The 16668-nt window shown below is 40.6% G+C and carries 17 protein-coding genes; 6 read left to right on the forward strand and 11 right to left on the reverse strand.

Features of this window, described 5'->3' with window-relative positions:
• Positions 1–14: 14 nt before the first annotated feature.
• A complete protein-coding gene (locus FTV52_RS10865; RefSeq protein WP_096900974.1) occupies positions 15–830 on the reverse strand; it encodes a rhomboid family intramembrane serine protease in 816 nt (271 codons plus the stop codon).
• A 76-nt stretch (positions 831–906) separates the two neighbouring features.
• Between FTV52_RS10865 and mtgA the strand changes: the two genes are divergently transcribed.
• Positions 907–1581 carry a monofunctional biosynthetic peptidoglycan transglycosylase gene (gene mtgA, locus FTV52_RS10870; RefSeq protein ID WP_004972019.1) on the forward strand — a complete coding sequence of 225 codons (675 nt, stop codon included), beginning with the start codon at positions 907–909 and terminating at the stop codon, positions 1579–1581.
• A 133-nt stretch (positions 1582–1714) separates the two neighbouring features.
• A complete protein-coding gene (gene ppk1, locus FTV52_RS10875; protein ID WP_096900973.1) occupies positions 1715–3796 on the forward strand; it encodes a polyphosphate kinase 1 in 2082 nt (693 codons plus the stop codon).
• A 109-nt stretch (positions 3797–3905) separates the two neighbouring features.
• Here ppk1 and FTV52_RS10880 read toward each other — a convergent pair whose 3' ends face one another.
• The 5 genes from FTV52_RS10880 to rubA form a co-directional block, all read right to left on the reverse strand.
• Positions 3906–4541: a LuxR C-terminal-related transcriptional regulator gene (locus tag FTV52_RS10880; protein WP_004972014.1), complete on the reverse strand. Its 636-nt coding sequence runs from the start codon at positions 4539–4541 to the stop codon at positions 3906–3908.
• Between the two features lie 364 nt (positions 4542–4905).
• On the reverse strand, positions 4906–5811 hold the full coding sequence (gene oxyR, locus FTV52_RS10885; protein WP_179990801.1) for a LysR family transcriptional regulator OxyR: 906 nt from the start codon (positions 5809–5811) through the stop codon (positions 4906–4908).
• Positions 5812–5824: 13 nt separating this feature from the next.
• Positions 5825–6763: an alpha/beta fold hydrolase gene (locus FTV52_RS10890; protein WP_218950477.1), complete on the reverse strand. Its 939-nt coding sequence runs from the start codon at positions 6761–6763 to the stop codon at positions 5825–5827.
• Positions 6764–6819: 56 nt separating this feature from the next.
• The gene (locus FTV52_RS10895; protein WP_096900969.1) at positions 6820–7998 is read right to left on the reverse strand and encodes an FAD-dependent oxidoreductase; all 1179 of its coding nucleotides are present in this window, start codon (positions 7996–7998) and stop codon (positions 6820–6822) included.
• 72 nt (positions 7999–8070) lie between these two features.
• The gene (gene rubA, locus FTV52_RS10900; protein ID WP_004972007.1) at positions 8071–8235 is read right to left on the reverse strand and encodes a rubredoxin RubA; all 165 of its coding nucleotides are present in this window, start codon (positions 8233–8235) and stop codon (positions 8071–8073) included.
• Positions 8236–8719: 484 nt separating this feature from the next.
• On the opposite strand from rubA, the gene FTV52_RS10905 reads away from it, so the two are divergent.
• A complete protein-coding gene (locus tag FTV52_RS10905; protein WP_004972003.1) occupies positions 8720–9262 on the forward strand; it encodes an adenine phosphoribosyltransferase in 543 nt (180 codons plus the stop codon).
• Between the two features lie 110 nt (positions 9263–9372).
• On the opposite strand, the gene FTV52_RS10910 is transcribed toward FTV52_RS10905, so the two are convergent.
• The gene (locus FTV52_RS10910; RefSeq protein ID WP_026438299.1) at positions 9373–9879 is read right to left on the reverse strand and encodes a YqiA/YcfP family alpha/beta fold hydrolase; all 507 of its coding nucleotides are present in this window, start codon (positions 9877–9879) and stop codon (positions 9373–9375) included.
• Positions 9880–10195: 316 nt separating this feature from the next.
• Here FTV52_RS10910 and lysS point away from each other — a divergent pair, with 316 nt between their 5' ends.
• Complete coding sequence (gene lysS, locus FTV52_RS10915) at positions 10196–11722, forward strand: lysine--tRNA ligase (RefSeq protein WP_096900968.1); 1527 nt, start codon at positions 10196–10198, stop codon at positions 11720–11722.
• Positions 11723–11795: 73 nt separating this feature from the next.
• Here the strand turns inward: lysS and FTV52_RS10920 are convergent, their stop codons facing one another.
• From FTV52_RS10920 to FTV52_RS10930, 3 genes are all read right to left on the reverse strand, one after another.
• Positions 11796–12077, reverse strand: coding sequence for a HigA family addiction module antitoxin (locus FTV52_RS10920; RefSeq protein ID WP_004971994.1), 282 nt, complete (start codon positions 12075–12077; stop codon positions 11796–11798).
• Complete coding sequence (locus FTV52_RS10925) at positions 12074–12382, reverse strand: type II toxin-antitoxin system RelE/ParE family toxin (protein ID WP_096900967.1); 309 nt, start codon at positions 12380–12382, stop codon at positions 12074–12076. The genes FTV52_RS10920 and FTV52_RS10925 overlap by 4 nt, the downstream gene beginning before the upstream one ends.
• 126 nt (positions 12383–12508) lie before the next feature.
• The gene (locus tag FTV52_RS10930) at positions 12509–13039 is read right to left on the reverse strand and encodes a hypothetical protein (RefSeq protein ID WP_096900966.1); all 531 of its coding nucleotides are present in this window, start codon (positions 13037–13039) and stop codon (positions 12509–12511) included.
• A gap of 354 nt (positions 13040–13393) precedes the next feature.
• On the opposite strand from FTV52_RS10930, the gene cysD reads away from it, so the two are divergent.
• Entirely contained in the window at positions 13394–14302 is a 909-nt protein-coding gene (gene cysD, locus FTV52_RS10935; protein ID WP_026438300.1) for a sulfate adenylyltransferase subunit CysD, read from the forward strand.
• 145 nt (positions 14303–14447) lie between these two features.
• Positions 14448–16064 (forward strand): sulfate adenylyltransferase subunit CysN, encoded by a 1617-nt coding sequence (gene cysN / locus FTV52_RS10940; RefSeq protein WP_154320938.1) that lies wholly within the window; start codon positions 14448–14450, stop codon positions 16062–16064.
• Between the two features lie 101 nt (positions 16065–16165).
• On the opposite strand, the gene FTV52_RS10945 is transcribed toward cysN, so the two are convergent.
• Entirely contained in the window at positions 16166–16633 is a 468-nt protein-coding gene (locus FTV52_RS10945) for a GNAT family N-acetyltransferase (RefSeq protein WP_131261606.1), read from the reverse strand.
• Positions 16634–16668: the final 35 nt, after the last annotated feature.

Here is a 16668-nt window from a genome sequence, read left to right on the forward strand (position 1 = left end):
TAAAGGTTGATTGTTCAACCCAGACTGCGTTGCATCATGCTAAGCAGTTCTTGCCAAAGGGGTTGAATTGGAGCAAGCAGTTTATGGCAATACCAGTAAAATGCAGCACAACCCAATGGTGCAAGGAGCATCGCAAAACTGTTCACTAAGTTACTGTGTTTGCTGCGTTGTCCAAGGTACCAAATGATTGTCATGGCTGCGCCCATGAGCATGCCGCCAATATGTGCAGCATTATTAATGCCACTGATCATAAAGCCCATACCTAAGTTCAGTGCCATCACCATCACCAAAGTCTTGCCATCCAACAGAAATTTTTGGCGAGGTAATTGGGGCAATAACGCCAATACCGTCAGTGCAGCTCCAAGTCCCATCACTGCACCCGATGCACCTGCACCCACGCTAGGTAACAGCTTTGGATTAGCGACACCTTGTTCGAGCAGGGTATAGCTGTCTTGAATGCTGACATAGCCACTAAGCAGGCTACCCATCAAACCTGCGCAAACATATAACACTATAAAATAGACACGCCCAAACAACTGTTCACTGACGCTGCCAAAAATATACAAGGCCCACATATTTAACATTAAATGTACTAAACCGAAATGAAAAAACATGCTGCTGAACAGGCGAATGGGTTCCGCCAAAAAGGTTAAAGGTGCATAATCAGCACCCCAGCGTATTGCATCTTGCGGGCTAGGATTGCTAATGTTCATGCCGTTGAGCACTTGCCATGCAAACAAAGCCACGTTTATTGCAATCAGGGCTGCGGTAATCCACCACAGGTGAATTTCAACTTTATTGTTGCGCAGGTTTGGGGGATGTTGGGACATATATTTGAATATTGTGTCGTAGTGATCAATCTAAGCTTAACACGAAAAAATAACGCTTCAGGAGCCATGCACCAAGATGAAAGCTTTTTTTATACGAACTTTGTTAATTCTTGTCAGTGTGGTGCTTTTGGTTCAATTATGGATTTTTAGCAGCTTGGTGTGGTGGCGTACGCAGCCTGTGCAATCGACCATGATGATGCGTTTGGATTATTGGGCTGAACCGAGTAAGCCTATACAACATCAATGGCGCGACTATGACCAACTCAGTGATAATTTAAAGCGAGCTGTGGTGACTGCCGAAGATGGCAAATTTATGCAACATCATGGCTTTGACTGGGAAGGTATTCAAACTGCGCTGGAACGGAACAAAGATGAAGGCAAGGTTGTTGCAGGTGGTTCCACAATTTCTCAGCAGCTCGCCAAGAATTTGTTTTTATACAATAAGCGATCTTTTTTGCGTAAAGGGCAAGAAGTTGTGGCGACATGGATGATGGAACGCATGTGGTCAAAGCAGCGTATTTTAGAGGTCTATCTCAACTCAGTAGAATTTGGCGATAATATTTATGGTGCCGAAGCTGCGGCACAGCATTATTTTGGCAAAAGTGCAAAAAGTTTAAGCCGTGATCAAGCAATTTTCTTGGCTGCGATTTTAACCAATCCAAAATATTTTCAGGAACATCGTAATGCGGGGGCATTAAAAGCCCGTAAACAGATGGTGCAGCGCTATATGCGTTATGCGGAAATTCCCTAAATTGAGCGAAAACAAACTATAAAATGTGAAAATATCCACAAAGCCTAATTTTTTAGGCTTTTTTTATGAAAATGTCACAAAATTGAAGCATACTTGTAGCAGTGCCAAACATTTTAAAAAAGCATAGGTGGGTATGAATACGGCAACAGGCGCGACTCCTGCGCAAACAGAATATACATATAATGATCGCTACATTAACCGCGAACTGTCTATTTTAGATTTCCATTTGCGCGTGCTTGAGCAAGCTGTCGATCCGTTGCATCCTTTGTTGGAACGCATGAACTTCCTGCTGATTTTTTCACGTAACTTGGATGAGTTTTTTGAAATTCGTGTTGCGGGCATGATGGAACAATTGGACTTGGGCAATGAAAGCCGTAGTCCAGATGGTTTAACCCCTAAGCAGGTGTTAGATCAAATTTCTAAAACAGCACATGCTGCTATTGAACGCCAGTACCGTATTTTAAATCAGGAAATTTTGCCAAAATTACGTGAAGAAGACATTTGTTTCTTACGTCGTGGTGAATTAACCCCTGCACAATCGGCATGGGTGAAAAAATATTTCCAAGAGCAAGTTGCCCCTGTATTAACCCCAATTAGCCTAGACCCTGCACATCCATTTCCACGTTTGGTCAATAAAAGTCTGAATTTTATTGTGACTTTAGAAGGGAAAGATGCTTTTGGTCGTCAAATTGATTTGGCGGTTGTTCCTGCACCACGTTCATTACCACGTGTAGTTCGTTTACCCGATGAACTTACAGGCGGTAAAGAGCACCACGTCATGCTTTCAGCAATTATTCATGAGCATGTGTCTGACTTATTCCCGGGCATGACTGCGACTGGATGCTATCAATTCCGTGTGACCCGTAATGCAGATTTGGCGTTAAATGAAGATGTAGAAGACTTGGCCAAAGCCCTAAAAGGCGAATTAAACTCACGCCGTTTTGGTCGTGCGGTACGTTTAGAAGTAACGCACAACTGCCCGAAAGCCATTTATGATTATTTGCTAGATGAGTTCGATCTTGAAGAAGAACAACTTTATAAAGTAGATGGCCCAGTGAACTTGGCGCGTTTATTGTCTAATTTTAAACGTCCACATTTACGTTATGATTCACATACACCCGCCATTCCAAAGGTGTTAAAAAAGTCTGAAAATATTTTTTCAGCGATGCAAAAGCAAGACATTTTATTACACCATCCGTTTGAATCTTTTGCACCCGTGATTAACTTGCTGCGTGAAGCTGCACGTGATCCACAAGTCTTGGCAATCAAACAAACTTTATATCGTAGTGGCGCAGATTCTGAAATTGTACAAGTGCTTGCAGAGGCTGCACGAAACGGTAAAGAAGTGACTGCGGTGATTGAACTGCGTGCACGTTTTGATGAAGAATCTAACATTGCTGTGGCTAACGTGTTGCAAGAAGCGGGCGCTGTGGTTGTGTACGGTATTGTGGGGTATAAAACCCACGCCAAAATGATTTTGGTGGTGCGCCGTGAAAATAATAAATTGGTGCGTTATGTACATTTAGGCACAGGTAACTACCACGCAGGCAATGCGCGTATTTATACCGACTATGGTTTACTGACCACAGACAAAGAGCTGTGTGAAGATGTGCATCGTATTTTCCAAGAGCTAACAGGCATGGGTAAAATGGCAAAACTGAAAAAGTTGTTGCATGCACCATTTACCCTGCACGCACAGTTGGTGAATTATATTGATGAAGAAATTGCCAATGCTAAAGCAGGTAAGCCCGCACAAATTATTGTGAAAGTGAATGCACTGACTGAAATGCAATTGATCAATAAATTGTACGAGGCGTCTCAGGCGGGTGTGCAAATTGATCTCATCATCCGTTCAATTTGCTGCTTGCGCCCAGGTTTGCCAGGCTTATCGGAAAATATCCGTGTGCGTTCGATTGTCGGACGTTTCCTTGAACATACCCGTGTCTATTATTTCTCTAATAATGGCAATCCACGTATTTATTGTTCAAGTGCTGACTGGATGGATCGTAACTTATTTAACCGTGTTGAAGCGTGTTTCCCAATTGAAGATCCTGCCTTGAAAAAGCGTATTTATGAGCAAGGTTTATTGACCTACATGCAAGACAATCAACAGGCGTGGTTGTTGCAGGGTGATGGAACTTGGGTGCGTGTAAAAGCAGCTGAGGGTGAAGAGCCACACAATGCGCAGCGTATACTGACCGATAGTATTGTTTAGTTTAAAGCATTTATAACAGGTAAAAAGAGCGATGCCAGACATCGCTCTTTTTTGTTTCTAATATTTATTTAAGACTTATATTTTTGATTGATATTTATTGATCAATAATTTAAGAAAAACAGCACATCGCATCATCCGCATTCATAATTTTGCGATAAATACTTTTCACATAACCATGCACCAGTTGTTCTGAAGCATTCAGGTTGGCAGCAACTTGTTGTGAAGGTAAACCTTGTCCTGAAAGCGCCAATATTTCATGTTCAGTTTTAGAGAGTGCCAAAGAATGACCATGTGCGACAATGGATTGTTCGCAGGCTAAGATTTCATTGGCTAAGTTGCCGTCTAGCGGTGAGCCGCCACGTAAAATGGTGCGAATCTGGTTTTGCATGCCTGTTGCAGATTGGTCGCTAAAGACATAGGCTGAAATGCCTAAATGAATAGCTTGTAGCAATTGTTTTGGCATACTTGAAGGCAGCACCGCCACAATTAAGGTATCTTTACGGAAAAGTTTGAGATTTTGGATAAAATCAATTTGAGCTTTTGACCAAGACTGTAAATTGATAAATACCAAATTAGGCAAATGTTGCTGCACCATCAGCACTGCATTTGCGAGCGATGGGCTGCAAAGTAGAACCTCTTTAGGGTAGCCAAAATTTTGTAAAATGTGGCTTAAATTTTGTGATGCTTCTACCTGATCATCAATCAGCAGAACAGGCACAGGTAAAATGAGATCTCTGTGAATCATGACAAATACTCCTGTGCTGTTCTATAAATAATTTTGATAAATAGATTGTGCGTGATATTGCTGTAACTGAATATCCTTAAATATAGTGATTTTTATATAAAAAGGGTAAATATAAGTAATTGTTGCTGAATATGTTTTTTTGAAATGTGTTGAAAACGTGAGTAATGTAACTCGATACCGTTCTTTCGTTCAGTGGTAAGAGTGAATTGTTGAATTTGTGATGAATCTCACATTTTAAAACTTATTCATATTTATAAGTCACTTAAATCATAGTGAACTGCAAAAACAATACGCATTTTTGAACGAAAAATAAAAAAGGAGCCATGTTGGCTCCTTAATGAAATGTTGGATCGTGTGTCTAAATTTAGACTGCGTTTTGAGTGATTTTCTGTAAAATCTGCAGCAAAACGTCAAATTCACTTTGTAATGGCGTGCTTTTACGCGTCACTAAAGCCAAAGTACGGCTTGGTGCAGCCTCAATACTTTTGATCTGTAAATCTGGATTCGATTTGATCATGGCATTATGAATTGCAATTTCAGGCAATAGGGTAAAGCCTAAATTTGCAGACACCATTTCAACCAAGGTCGGCAAAGAGCTGGCTTTTAAACGATGATCGTTTTTGCGTTCACCAATCGGGCAAGCACTTAAAGTGTGATCACGTAAGCAATGACCTTCTTCAAGCAGCATTAAACGCGATAAATCCAAATCATCTAAAGAATTGGCCTGCGCCGATTTTTGATCGCCCTTGTGATAAACCAAGAACAAATCTTCTTTAGAAATTTCAGACACTTTCAAACCACGCGTATCGAATGGCAGGGCTAACACCACCATATCTAAATTGCCGTGTTCCAGTTTTTCGACAATTTTTTCACTTTGCGCTTCGTGTAAATGCAATTGAATTTTAGGTAGCTGCTTATGCACTTCATCTAACAGTTGCGCCAAAATAAATGGGGCAATGGTTGGAATCACGCCTAAGTGTAAATCACCTGTGAGAGGCTCACTCATTTCACGGCTTAAACGCATTAAGTCCTGTGCATCTGCTAACAGAACACGGGCGCGTGCTACGACTTGTTCACCCAATGGGGTTAAACGTACATTCTGTCGATCACGTTCTACCAGTACGCCGCCAAGCAGGCGCTCCAGTTCCATGATCCCGCCAGACAAAGTCGACTGAGTTACAAAAGAACGGCGAGCCGCTTCTGTAAAATGTAACGTTTCAGACAGTGTAACGAGGTATGACAGCTGTCTTAAAGATGGTAATGCAGCCATAGTGTCCTAATGATTATGATTTAAAGTGGTGAGCAAACAGTTCGCTAAGATGAGGAATAAAGTGTGGAGGAATATCATGCCCCATTCCTTTGATTAATTCAAACTTAGCGCCCGGAATCGCTTTCGCAACAGCCTTACCATGCCCTGGTGGGAGCAAACGATCTTGCGAACCATGTACCACAAGGGTAGGTTGCTGAATTTGTTTGTCCAGTTGTAGCAACGAGCCTGTACATAATATTGCTAAAAACTGTTGAAGTACACCCGCAGGGTAATAACTTCGCTGATATAATTTGCGTGCAGTTTGCATCGCTTCGAGTTGATTCACATAGCCTGGTGAGCCTATCACCTTAAAGAGTTTTAAACTATGATCAACAATGCCATTTTCATCTTGCGATTTTGGTCTTTCTAGCAAACTGAACAGTTGTTTCGGAAATGGTGGTGGTAAAAAAGGCTGGTTATTACTGGTAAATAATAAGCCTAAATTATTCACGCGATCTGCATATTTGGCAGCCAAAATTTGGGCAATCATGCCGCCCATAGAAGCACCAATCACCTCGGTCTTTTCAATGCCTAAGCGCTCTAATAGCAATGCAGCATCATCCGCCATATCAAATAAGTTATAAGGCGCACCGTGGTTTTGCAGACCTAAGCTAAAACGCCCCATCATTTTATAGGTGTTCAGACGTGGACCTTTGTGGCGAATTTTGGATGACAAACCAATATCGCGGTTGTCATAGCGAATGACACGATAGCCGTGATCAATCAGTGATTTACAAAAGAAATCGGGCCAGTACAACATTTGTGCGCCTAAACCCATAATCAGCAAAATAGGTGGATCTTCAGTTTTGCCGCCCACTTCGACATGCAGCTGAATTCCGTTGCCTAAATCGACTTTGGTTTCGTGCATAAATGCCGTATAGGGCGATGTGGTGAACTGAAGTGCACTATTCATGTTGTGATCCTCATGTCAGGCAAGGGCGAAATCAATCGCCCTTTATTGTTTTTATTTTATTCCGATACAGGCAATAAGTCTGGCACTAATTTGGTCAAACTCAAGCGTTGTTTGGCCGCTGTTGCGCCTAATAGGACAAAGCCACGTAAGGTATCGGTTTGGTCATAGGCTCTGGCAATCATGCCATCGTCAAATTCTTCGGTATGCCAGTTGACATCTACCCCTAGTGGCGCAGGTAAAACGGTCAGTGGTGCAGCAGGTGTTTTCACTGCAACAGGCATGGCAGGGTAGTGTACCTGAGTAGTTTCACCATTTAAGGTTTTGGCTAAGGCACGTGCTTGCTGCATGATTGGCATCACATACGGCAATAAAATACCATTCACTTCCGCACAGTCACCTACTGCATAGATATCAGCTTGGCTGGTTTCAAGTTGCGCATTGGTTAAGACCCCACGACTGGTTTCGATGCCTGCTGTTTTAGCCAAAGCAATGTTTGGTTGTAAACCAATGGCAGACAGTACCACATCGGCAATTAAAGACTGACCACTGGTAATGGTCACTAAATAGTCGTCATTTTTAATTTTCGAAACTTTTTCAACGGTTGTACCCAATACAAAATGGATACCCGTTTCTTCTAGGTTTTGTTTAAAAGCACTGGCTACATAATCCGGCAATAAACGACCTAGTGGTTGTGGTGCAAGGTCAATCACCGTGACTTGGTGTCCTGTTTGCTGCAAGTCATTGGCAAATTCACAACCAATTAAACCTGCACCTAAAATCACCACACGTTTGTCTTGACGTTGTTCAAGCTGTTGGCGAAATGCGGTGTAATCACTTAAATTATTTACCACATGAATGTCATCACTGCCATCGCCCGCAATGGCTAAACGTACAGGATTCGCACCCACTGCCAAAACCAATTTAGAATAAGGTTGTTGGCTGCTTACACCCTCTTTTTCTAATTCAAGTACATGCGCTTCTGCATCAATTGCTTTAACCCAAGTGTGGGTTTCAATACGCATATTGAGTTGGCTTGCCATTTTAGCTGCATCGCCCAATGCAATTTGAGCAGGGGCTTTATTGCCCGCCAATGCGTTAGATAAAGTTGGTTTGGCATAATTGGCAGCATCATCTGCACAAATCATGACTAACTCTTGTTCTGCATTTAGCTTACGAAACTCGCGTGCAACAGTATAACCTGCCATGCCTGAACCAATAATAACGATAGGATGCATAAGGTGAACTCCAAATGAGGGCATAGAAATTGGCGTTAAAAAAAGACCATCGGACATGGTCTTTTCGTGGTCTTAAACTTCAATCATTTCAAAATCAGCTTTTGAAACGCCGCAGTCTGGGCAAGTCCAGTCATCAGGAATATCTTCCCATAATGTACCTGCCACAATACCATCTTGAGGCCAGCCTTCTGCTTCGTCATAAATCCATCCACAAACGATGCATTGATACTTTTTCATTCAATTCTCCATAAACCGATCTTTAAATTTCCAGATCAGCAAAAAACTTATCTACGACTAGTTGTATGATATATCTATTTGATTAAATTTTTACGCAGTTATACGGCTAAAGTAAAGTAAATAAGCGATTTTAATCTGTGCTTTTATAGAATGAATAGCTGCATGGGACATAACCGCGCAGAAAAGACCTCTTTTGATATAGATACGGCATTGTAATGAGAGAATGGCTGCAGGAAAAATCACGTTTTTATGCGTTTAAATGCCATTTAAGACCTTGGTCGTACAGTAAAAGTCTTATATTTTTGCTATTTTATTATGGAATAAATATATATTAATATTTTTAAGTATATTAAAGTTTATAAAAATCAAAACCTTGTAGTGTTTTGATGCGTGATTGATGGCAGTCTTGCCGATTCGATCACTAGCCTTATGTGAAAATAAACGGTAAAATTCAACCATTCTTTAGTCACATTTCTGATCTTCCATGAGCAATTTGTCTACTTTTTTGTGGTCGCATATTCGTACAGTTCCTCATTTTCCAAAACCAGGCGTAGATTTTTATGATTTAACGCCTTTGTTTATGAATAATTTGGATTCATTAACAGATGCTTTAATTGCCAGCATTCCTGCAGAAAAATTAGCTGAAGTTGAAAGCTTTATTGCAGTAGAAGCACGTGGTTTTGTATTGGCGAGCCTTTTGGCACAGCGTACAGGCAAAGGTTTGGTACTTGTGCGTAAAGCAGGTAAATTGCCACCACCAGTTGTGGGTGTGGGTTATAGCTTAGAATACGGTTTAGACCGTTTAGAAATGGCTGCCGATGTGCAAGCGCAAAAAGTCATTATTGTAGATGATGTATTGGCGACAGGTGGCACTTTAAAAGCAGTGAAACAATTGGCTGAAAAATGTAATCATCAAGTTTTAGGTGCAAGCATTTTCCTAGACTTACCAGATTTACACAAAAATTTAGGTTTAGATATTTGGTCCGTATTGGACAATAAATCTAAACCAGAACAAGCAGTGGCTTAATCCTTTTAAGTTATTGTAACTGCTGTAAAAAAGCCTGATCTCCATAGTTGTGATCAGGCTTTTTTAATGGGTGATGTTTAATTGATTAGTTTTAATGGATAGCTTTGACTTTATTTGGCAAGATAAGCTTGTTCGATTTGCTGAATACAAGAATTAATATTTTCTGGATGCAATAAGCGATGATGCCCAGACTCAAAAGTAGAGGTCTGCATATAGTTTTCTAAAAATGCTTGCGCGGCATGCATATCCAAAATTTCATCGCCCAATTCTAAATAAGCCAATTGTGGAATATCGTGCTGCAAGTCATCATCTGAAATTGCAGGATAGTCATTGCGAAACGTGGGAGCTAAACTTGGATTTGCCACCACACACGGAATATGGTGCGACAAAGACATTTTGAGTGCCCAATAGCCGCCTAGACTATGTCCCACCAAAATTTCAGGCTTAATTTTTTGAATGATATTGTGATAAAAATCGGCAACAGTTTGATAATTTAAGTTGCGATAATCGACATTGATACAAAATTTTTGTTTTGCATCTATGGCATGGAATTTAGTCGACTCCCGCGAGGAATCTAATCCATGTAAAAACAAGACTTTTAAAGCACATGTATTCATTGCCAGATTCACAAAGTTAAACATCTTGAGTCAAACTGAGCCTAAAGATAAAGTGGATAGAAAATAAAATATTTAGACTGATACATCAGCAGGTTTAAAAACAGCAAAATACGGTCTTTTTCATCTATTTTCTGAACAATATTGTAGTGCGCTTAGCCTGAGAAAGAAGTTAGCTTTTGGTCTAAGTCTACAAAAAATCACAAAAGCAAGTGGCAATTTAAAAAATAAATTGCTCGAGTCAGAGAAGGCATACGAAATCGTGTCTAAATCTGCTATTCTATTGAACTTCTTTTTTTAGTAATTATTCGAGGCAGAGATGACGCAACATAACGCTCAATCGACTTCTGAACCCACTATTTCCGAAAACGATTTAATTGCGCAGCGTCATGCCAAGTTAAAGCAAATTCAAGAACAAGCGCAGGCGAAGGGAACTAGCCCTTGGCCAAATACGTTTAAGCGTGAAAACTACGCAGAAGATTTGCAGGCACAATTCGCAGAAGTTTCTAAAGAAGAAATTGAAGCAGGCGAAAAAGTGTATGTGTCTGTAGCAGGTCGTGTGATGTTGAACCGCGGTTCATTCATCGTAATTCAAGACATGACAGGTCGTATTCAGTTGTATGTGGCGCGTAAAGAACTTAGTGCTGAAACATTAGAGACGATCAAGAGCCTAGATTTGGGCGATATTATCGCAGTGAAAGGCTATATTGGTCGTTCAGGCAAAGGCGATTTATATGTTCATATTCAACATTTTGAATTGTTGACCAAATCTTTACGTCCATTACCAGACAAATATCATGGTTTAAGCGATACCGAAGCGAAATATCGTAAGCGTTATTTAGACTTAATCGTAAATGAAGACACCCGTAAAACCTTTGAAATTCGTGCCAAAGTGGTTTCGGGTATTCGTGCATTTTTAACTGAACAGCGTTTTATGGAAGTTGAAACGCCAATGATGCATGTGATTCCTGGCGGTGCATCGGCACGTCCATTTGAAACGCATCATAATGCTTTAGATATGCCGTTATTCTTGCGTATTGCGCCTGAATTATATTTAAAGCGTTTAGTGGTTGGCGGTTTTGAACGTGTGTTTGAAATTAACCGTAACTTCCGTAATGAAGGGGTGTCTACACGTCATAACCCTGAATTTACCATGATCGAATTCTACCAAGCTTATGCCGACTATAAAGATTTGATGGCATTGACTGAGCAAATGCTAGAAAAACTGGCTTTGGATATTTTGGGTACTACCGATGTGCCGTATGGCGATGAAGTGTATAGCTTCAAAGGCCCATTCAAGAAAATTTCTATGTTTGATGCCATTCTTGAGCATAATCCACAATTCACGCCAGAAAATGTTAATGACCGTGATTTCTTGGCTAAATTTGTGCAGGAAGAATTGAAAGAACAGGTGAAGCCTGGTTTTGGTTTGGGCAAACTACAAACCATCGTGTTTGAAGAAACCGTAGAAACTCAATTACGTCAGCCGACTTTCATTACAGAATATCCTGCAGAAACGTCGCCTTTGGCACGTCGTAATGACGATAACCCACACATTACTGACCGTTTTGAGTTCTTTATTGGTGGTCGTGAATTGGCGAATGGTTTCTCAGAATTAAATGACCCGATTGACCAAGCTGAGCGTTTCCAAGCACAGGTTGCAGAAAAAGACGCAGGCGATGATGAAGCGATGCATTACGATGCAGACTTTGTTGAAGCTTTGGAATACGGCTTACCACCAACTGCAGGTGAGGGCATCGGGATTGACCGTTTGGTAATGTTGTTTGCCAACGCTGCGAGTATCCGTGATGTGATTTTATTCCCACACATGCGTCATAAAAACTAAGTTTTAGCGCATCGTTGACGACATAAAAAACAACCTGCAGAAATGCAGGTTGTTTTTTTGTTGTAACTTAAAGTTAAACACTTGCCACCAATTTTTTGATCATAGGTCGCTGGCGTTGACTGGCAAGCCATAAATCATGCTGCATTTGTAAATTCAACCAAAACTCTGGTGAGGTTTCTAAGGCTTCACTCAAACGAATCGCCATATCTGCAGAAATTCCAGTATGACCATTCAAAATGCGAGATAGGTTTGCACGTGTCACTCCAAGTGCTTGAGCCACTTCAGTCACAGAAGTTTCACCAATATATTCGCGCAACATTTCGCCCGGATGAGGTGCATTAAACATCATATTCATCTTTGTACTCCTGCGCTAGAAGCTATGTGATAATCCAAATAATCTACAATGTAGACATCACCATCTTCAAATTTAAAAATTACACGCCAATTACCATTTACTGTTAGTGACCATTGATCTTGTAGATTTCCACTCAATTTATGTAAACGCCAATTGGGTGGAGTTCGCAAATCATTCACCGTAGATGCAGCATGTAGTGCTGCAAGTATTAAACGTAATTTTGTAGAATGCGCTGCTTGAATACCTGCTGTTGAACCAGTTTGGAAAAAAGCCTGAAGACCTTTATGTTTAAAACTCTTAATCAAGCCTTAGTATCCAAGTGTATTGTGTATATGTACAGTATACGATAATTTCGAGTTTAATCAATCAACCAGTTTTGGCGGGGTTTAAGTGCATCTTGCGTAATCCGCAGAAACTTAAAGTGATGATGCTTATAACAACGCCGTTTGAATCCGTACTTTCATCTCTAAAGCTTGCTGTAAAATATGCGCTTTCATCCAAGTTACTTGTGTACCCATGGGGTTGGTTTTAATAGCAGTGTTTAAGAAATCCAGTTTTTCTTGCGAAAATAATTGCGTTTCAATCGCTTGATGCAGTTCTGCCGTGGTTGCATTTAAAGGCACATCTACCAAATAAAAACCTTTAGGATAATTATAAAATGCATACATTAAGTTAAAGGCTTTTTGTTCGGCCTTTAAATTGCCCGCACCAATTTCATAGCTGCGGTCTTGATTGCTATGCGTCACGCCTATTAAAAAGGAGAGTTGTTGATCACGGCAACGCAAACCAAATTGCAGCCCAATCTGATCTGCACTGAGTTCATGTTGCACAAAAACATTCAGCATTGAAGCATCATCGTTTAAAGGCTCTTGTAGGACGAGTAGCTCAGGGCTGTGCTGATACAAAAAACCAGCCAGCTGCGCCTGTTCAAGTTTGGATTTGATCTGTTCAATCTGTGGCATGGGAGCATCTTAAAAATAAAAAAATATGTTTTTACTTTAAGCATTTTTTGTTCATGCTTGAAGCACTGAATTAGATGAATAATCTATGAAGTTATTCAAAAATGAGCAGCTTGTAAGCGCGATTTGTATGTATCAAACGTAGCGAGAATGACGTTAAATTTCAATATATGATGGAATAAACTATTGATTAAATAAAACTTATACTGCTTATTGGTTTTCTTTTATATGAGCTTTTTGCATATAAATATAATAAAACAAGCAATAGTCTGCATAACTAAGTCACTATAATGAAAATCAAATTCTATCTGTGTTATTCGTACACAAGTTTAAGTACATCTGGTGTGATCAATGTCAATAAATCAGGAAAGACTTACTCATCTTAAACAGCTTGAAGCTGAGAGTATTCATATTATCCGTGAAGTTGCAGCCGAGTTTGAAAATCCAGTCATGTTGTATTCGATTGGTAAAGATTCAGCGGTAATGTTGCATTTGGCTTTAAAAGCATTCTATCCAGCGAAACTGCCATTTCCACTGTTACATGTGGATACAGGCTGGAAATTCAAAGACATGATCACTTTCCGTGACAACATGGCAAAACAGCACGGTTTTGACTTGATTGTTCATCAAAATAAAGAAGGGGTAGATGCCAACATTAACCCATTCGATCATGGCAGTTCTAAATATACCGACATCATGAAAACCCAAGGCTTAAAACAAGCTTTAGATAAATACGGTTTTGATGCGGCATTTGGTGGCGCGCGTCGTGATGAGGAAAAATCACGTGCCAAAGAACGTGTTTATTCTTTCCGTGATGCAAAACATCGTTGGGACCCGAAAAATCAGCGTCCTGAATTGTGGAATTTGTATAATGGCAAGGTCAATAAAGGCGAAAGTATTCGTGTGTTCCCATTGTCTAACTGGACTGAATTGGATATTTGGCAATACATTTACCTCGAAAGTATTCCATTAGTACCGTTGTATTTGGCTGCAGAACGTCCTGTCGTTGAGCGTAGCGGCACTTTAATTATGGTCGATGACGAACGCATGCCGTTGCTAGAAGGTGAAGTTCCACAAATGAAATCGGTACGCTTCCGTACTTTAGGTTGTTATCCACTTACGGGTGCAGTCGAATCAGAAGCGAATACCTTGCCTGAAATTATTCAGGAAATGCTATTGGCAACCAGTTCAGAGCGTCAGGGTCGTATGATTGACCACGATGAAGCTGGCTCGATGGAAAAGAAAAAGCAAGAAGGTTACTTCTAATCTCTCCTGAAAAATCTCCCCAAACCCCTCTTTATAAAAGAGGGACTTATAAAAAGCGGAGCAAAGCCTCCCTTTATAAAAGGGAGATTTAGAGGGATTAAAGATTAAAAAACCGATTTCTAAAAAATATGTGGAGCTTTGAGCAATGTCTCATCAATCGAATTTAATTAGCCAAGATATTTTGGCGTATTTAAAACAGCACGAAAACAAAGATCTACTGCGCTTTTTAACTTGCGGTAACGTAGACGATGGTAAATCGACATTAATTGGTCGTTTGTTGTATGACTCAAAATTGATTTATGAAGATCAATTACAAGCCGTGACTCGTGACTCGAAAAAAGTCGGCACTACGGGCGATGCACCTGATTTAGCTTTATTGGTCGATGGTTTGCAAGCCGAGCGTGAGCAGGGCATTACCATTGATGTGGCTTATCGTTATTTTTCTACTGAAAAGCGTAAGTTCATCATTGCCGATACACCTGGGCATGAGCAATATACACGTAACATGGCAACAGGTGCATCGACTTGTGACTTGGCGATTATTTTGATTGATGCGCGTTATGGCGTACAAACTCAGACCCGTCGTCATACTTTTATTTCTAGTTTATTGGGCATTAACAATATTGTGGTTGCCATCAATAAAATGGATTTGGTGGATTATTCAGAAGCACGATTCAACGAAATTCAGACGGAATATGCGAACTTTGTGAATCAACTGGGTGATCGTAAACCATCGAATATTATTTTCACGCCAATTTCTGCCTTAAATGGTGATAACGTGGTGAATAAGTCTGAGCATACCCCTTGGTACACAGGCGATACTTTAATGGGAACATTGGAGTCGGTAGAAATTAACCGTAACTCGGCTCAAAATGATTTCCGTTTCCCTGTGCAGTATGTCAACCGTCCAAACCTTGACTTCCGTGGTTTCTGCGGCACGATTGCTTTGGGCGATATTCATGTGGGTGACCGCATTGTGGCATTGCCATCGGGTAAAAGCTCGACAGTAAAAGAGATTGTGACTTTTGATGGCAATCTTGAACATGCAATTGCAGGTCAAGCAGTTACCCTAACACTGAACGATGAAATTGATATTTCACGTGGTAATGTGTTGGTGCGTGAAGATCAAGTGCGTCCTGAAATTTCACGTGCTGTAAATGCCACTGTGGTGTGGATGGCTGATCAGCCACTATCTATTGGCAAGCTGTATAACTTAAAAGTGGGTACACAAACTGTGCCTGCAAAAGTCACAGCCATTCATTACCGTACCAATGTGAATACTTTGGAACAGGTGCAGGTTGAACAGCTTGAACTGAATGCAATTGCCAATGTCACCATCGAATTTGATGCGCCTGTGGTATTTGACCGTTATCAAGACAGTCGTTATACGGGTTCGTTTATTTTCATTGATCGTTTAAATAACGTGACCATTGGCGCAGGTATGGTTGAAGCTTGCGTAGAATGGACTGCACACAGTACACCTGTAACAGCCGAAGACCGTGCTGCACGTTTGGGTCAAAAACCTGCAGCGGTATGTGTACCAAGCCAAGCACTTGAACAGTCACAAGCACTTGAAAGCTTGCTGATTCAGCAGGGTATTGTTGCCATTGCCAAAGCAGGTTTAGATGCTGCGCAGGTTGCATTACTCCGCGAAACGGGCATTGTGGTCATTAGTGATGTAAACAGTGGTGCAGATGCAGAGTTGACTGCGACAGCTACAGAAGAACTGGCAGAAAAAATTATTGCCCTAGTTCGCTTATAAAATTAGATTCGTTTATAAAATCGAATCCACATCCCCAAAAAACCGCTTTCACCTGAAAGCGGTTTTTTTATGTGCGTTCACTATATTGGAAAGTTTGTTTTTTAAGTGTGCTCTAAGGGTTCGCCATTGAGATGTTTGAGCATGGGTGTGAAGTGCCCATAGCTAATTTTTTGAGGTTGTATTTCAAAGCCATTTTTTTCATAAAAACTTAAAGCAGTCTGTGTGCTAAATACACTCATGTGCGATACATTTTTGCGCTTTAAATCGCTTATTGCTTCAAATAACAAGGCTTGACCAATACCGCGTTGTTGTACTTCGGGGGCAATGGCATGTTGTAAAATTTGCCCGCGATCACTCATCATAATAAAGCCAACCACCACATGCTGTAAGACATAGACCCAACAATTGTTGTAATGCAGCAGCATTAAAATATTTTCATAGCTTTTATTTTCTAGCCATGCCTGAATTTTGGCTTCATTGCGTTGATGATCTTGAATACAAGAGCGAATACTGGCGTGTAATACCGCAACCAAATTGGCGACATCTTGAATTTGTGCAGCTCTAATCATCTAGGCTTAGGGTGATAGATAAAAACAAGGCTCTA

This window comes from Acinetobacter sp. YH1901141, from assembly GCF_013416935.1.
GTDB classification, from domain to species: Bacteria; Pseudomonadota; Gammaproteobacteria; order Pseudomonadales; family Moraxellaceae; genus Acinetobacter; species Acinetobacter towneri.

What these genes read in the sequence shown, in the direction of transcription:
- FTV52_RS10865 (WP_096900974.1), bottom strand. Translation starts at nt 830, where the DNA reads ATGTCCCAACATCCCCCAAACCTGCGCAACAATAAAGTTGAAATTCAC.
- mtgA (WP_004972019.1), top strand. Translation starts at nt 907, where the DNA reads ATGAAAGCTTTTTTTATACGAACTTTGTTAATTCTTGTCAGTGTGGTG.
- ppk1 (WP_096900973.1), top strand. Translation starts at nt 1,715, where the DNA reads ATGAATACGGCAACAGGCGCGACTCCTGCGCAAACAGAATATACATAT.
- FTV52_RS10880 (WP_004972014.1), bottom strand. Translation starts at nt 4,541, where the DNA reads ATGATTCACAGAGATCTCATTTTACCTGTGCCTGTTCTGCTGATTGAT.
- oxyR (WP_179990801.1), bottom strand. Translation starts at nt 5,811, where the DNA reads ATGGCTGCATTACCATCTTTAAGACAGCTGTCATACCTCGTTACACTG.
- FTV52_RS10890 (WP_218950477.1), bottom strand. Translation starts at nt 6,763, where the DNA reads ATGAATAGTGCACTTCAGTTCACCACATCGCCCTATACGGCATTTATG.
- FTV52_RS10895 (WP_096900969.1), bottom strand. Translation starts at nt 7,998, where the DNA reads ATGCATCCTATCGTTATTATTGGTTCAGGCATGGCAGGTTATACTGTT.
- rubA (WP_004972007.1), bottom strand. Translation starts at nt 8,235, where the DNA reads ATGAAAAAGTATCAATGCATCGTTTGTGGATGGATTTATGACGAAGCA.
- FTV52_RS10905 (WP_004972003.1), top strand. Translation starts at nt 8,720, where the DNA reads ATGAGCAATTTGTCTACTTTTTTGTGGTCGCATATTCGTACAGTTCCT.
- FTV52_RS10910 (WP_026438299.1), bottom strand. Translation starts at nt 9,879, where the DNA reads ATGAATACATGTGCTTTAAAAGTCTTGTTTTTACATGGATTAGATTCC.
- lysS (WP_096900968.1), top strand. Translation starts at nt 10,196, where the DNA reads ATGACGCAACATAACGCTCAATCGACTTCTGAACCCACTATTTCCGAA.
- FTV52_RS10920 (WP_004971994.1), bottom strand. Translation starts at nt 12,077, where the DNA reads ATGAATATGATGTTTAATGCACCTCATCCGGGCGAAATGTTGCGCGAA.
- FTV52_RS10930 (WP_096900966.1), bottom strand. Translation starts at nt 13,039, where the DNA reads ATGCCACAGATTGAACAGATCAAATCCAAACTTGAACAGGCGCAGCTG.
- cysN (WP_154320938.1), top strand. Translation starts at nt 14,448, where the DNA reads ATGTCTCATCAATCGAATTTAATTAGCCAAGATATTTTGGCGTATTTA.
- FTV52_RS10945 (WP_131261606.1), bottom strand. Translation starts at nt 16,633, where the DNA reads ATGATTAGAGCTGCACAAATTCAAGATGTCGCCAATTTGGTTGCGGTA.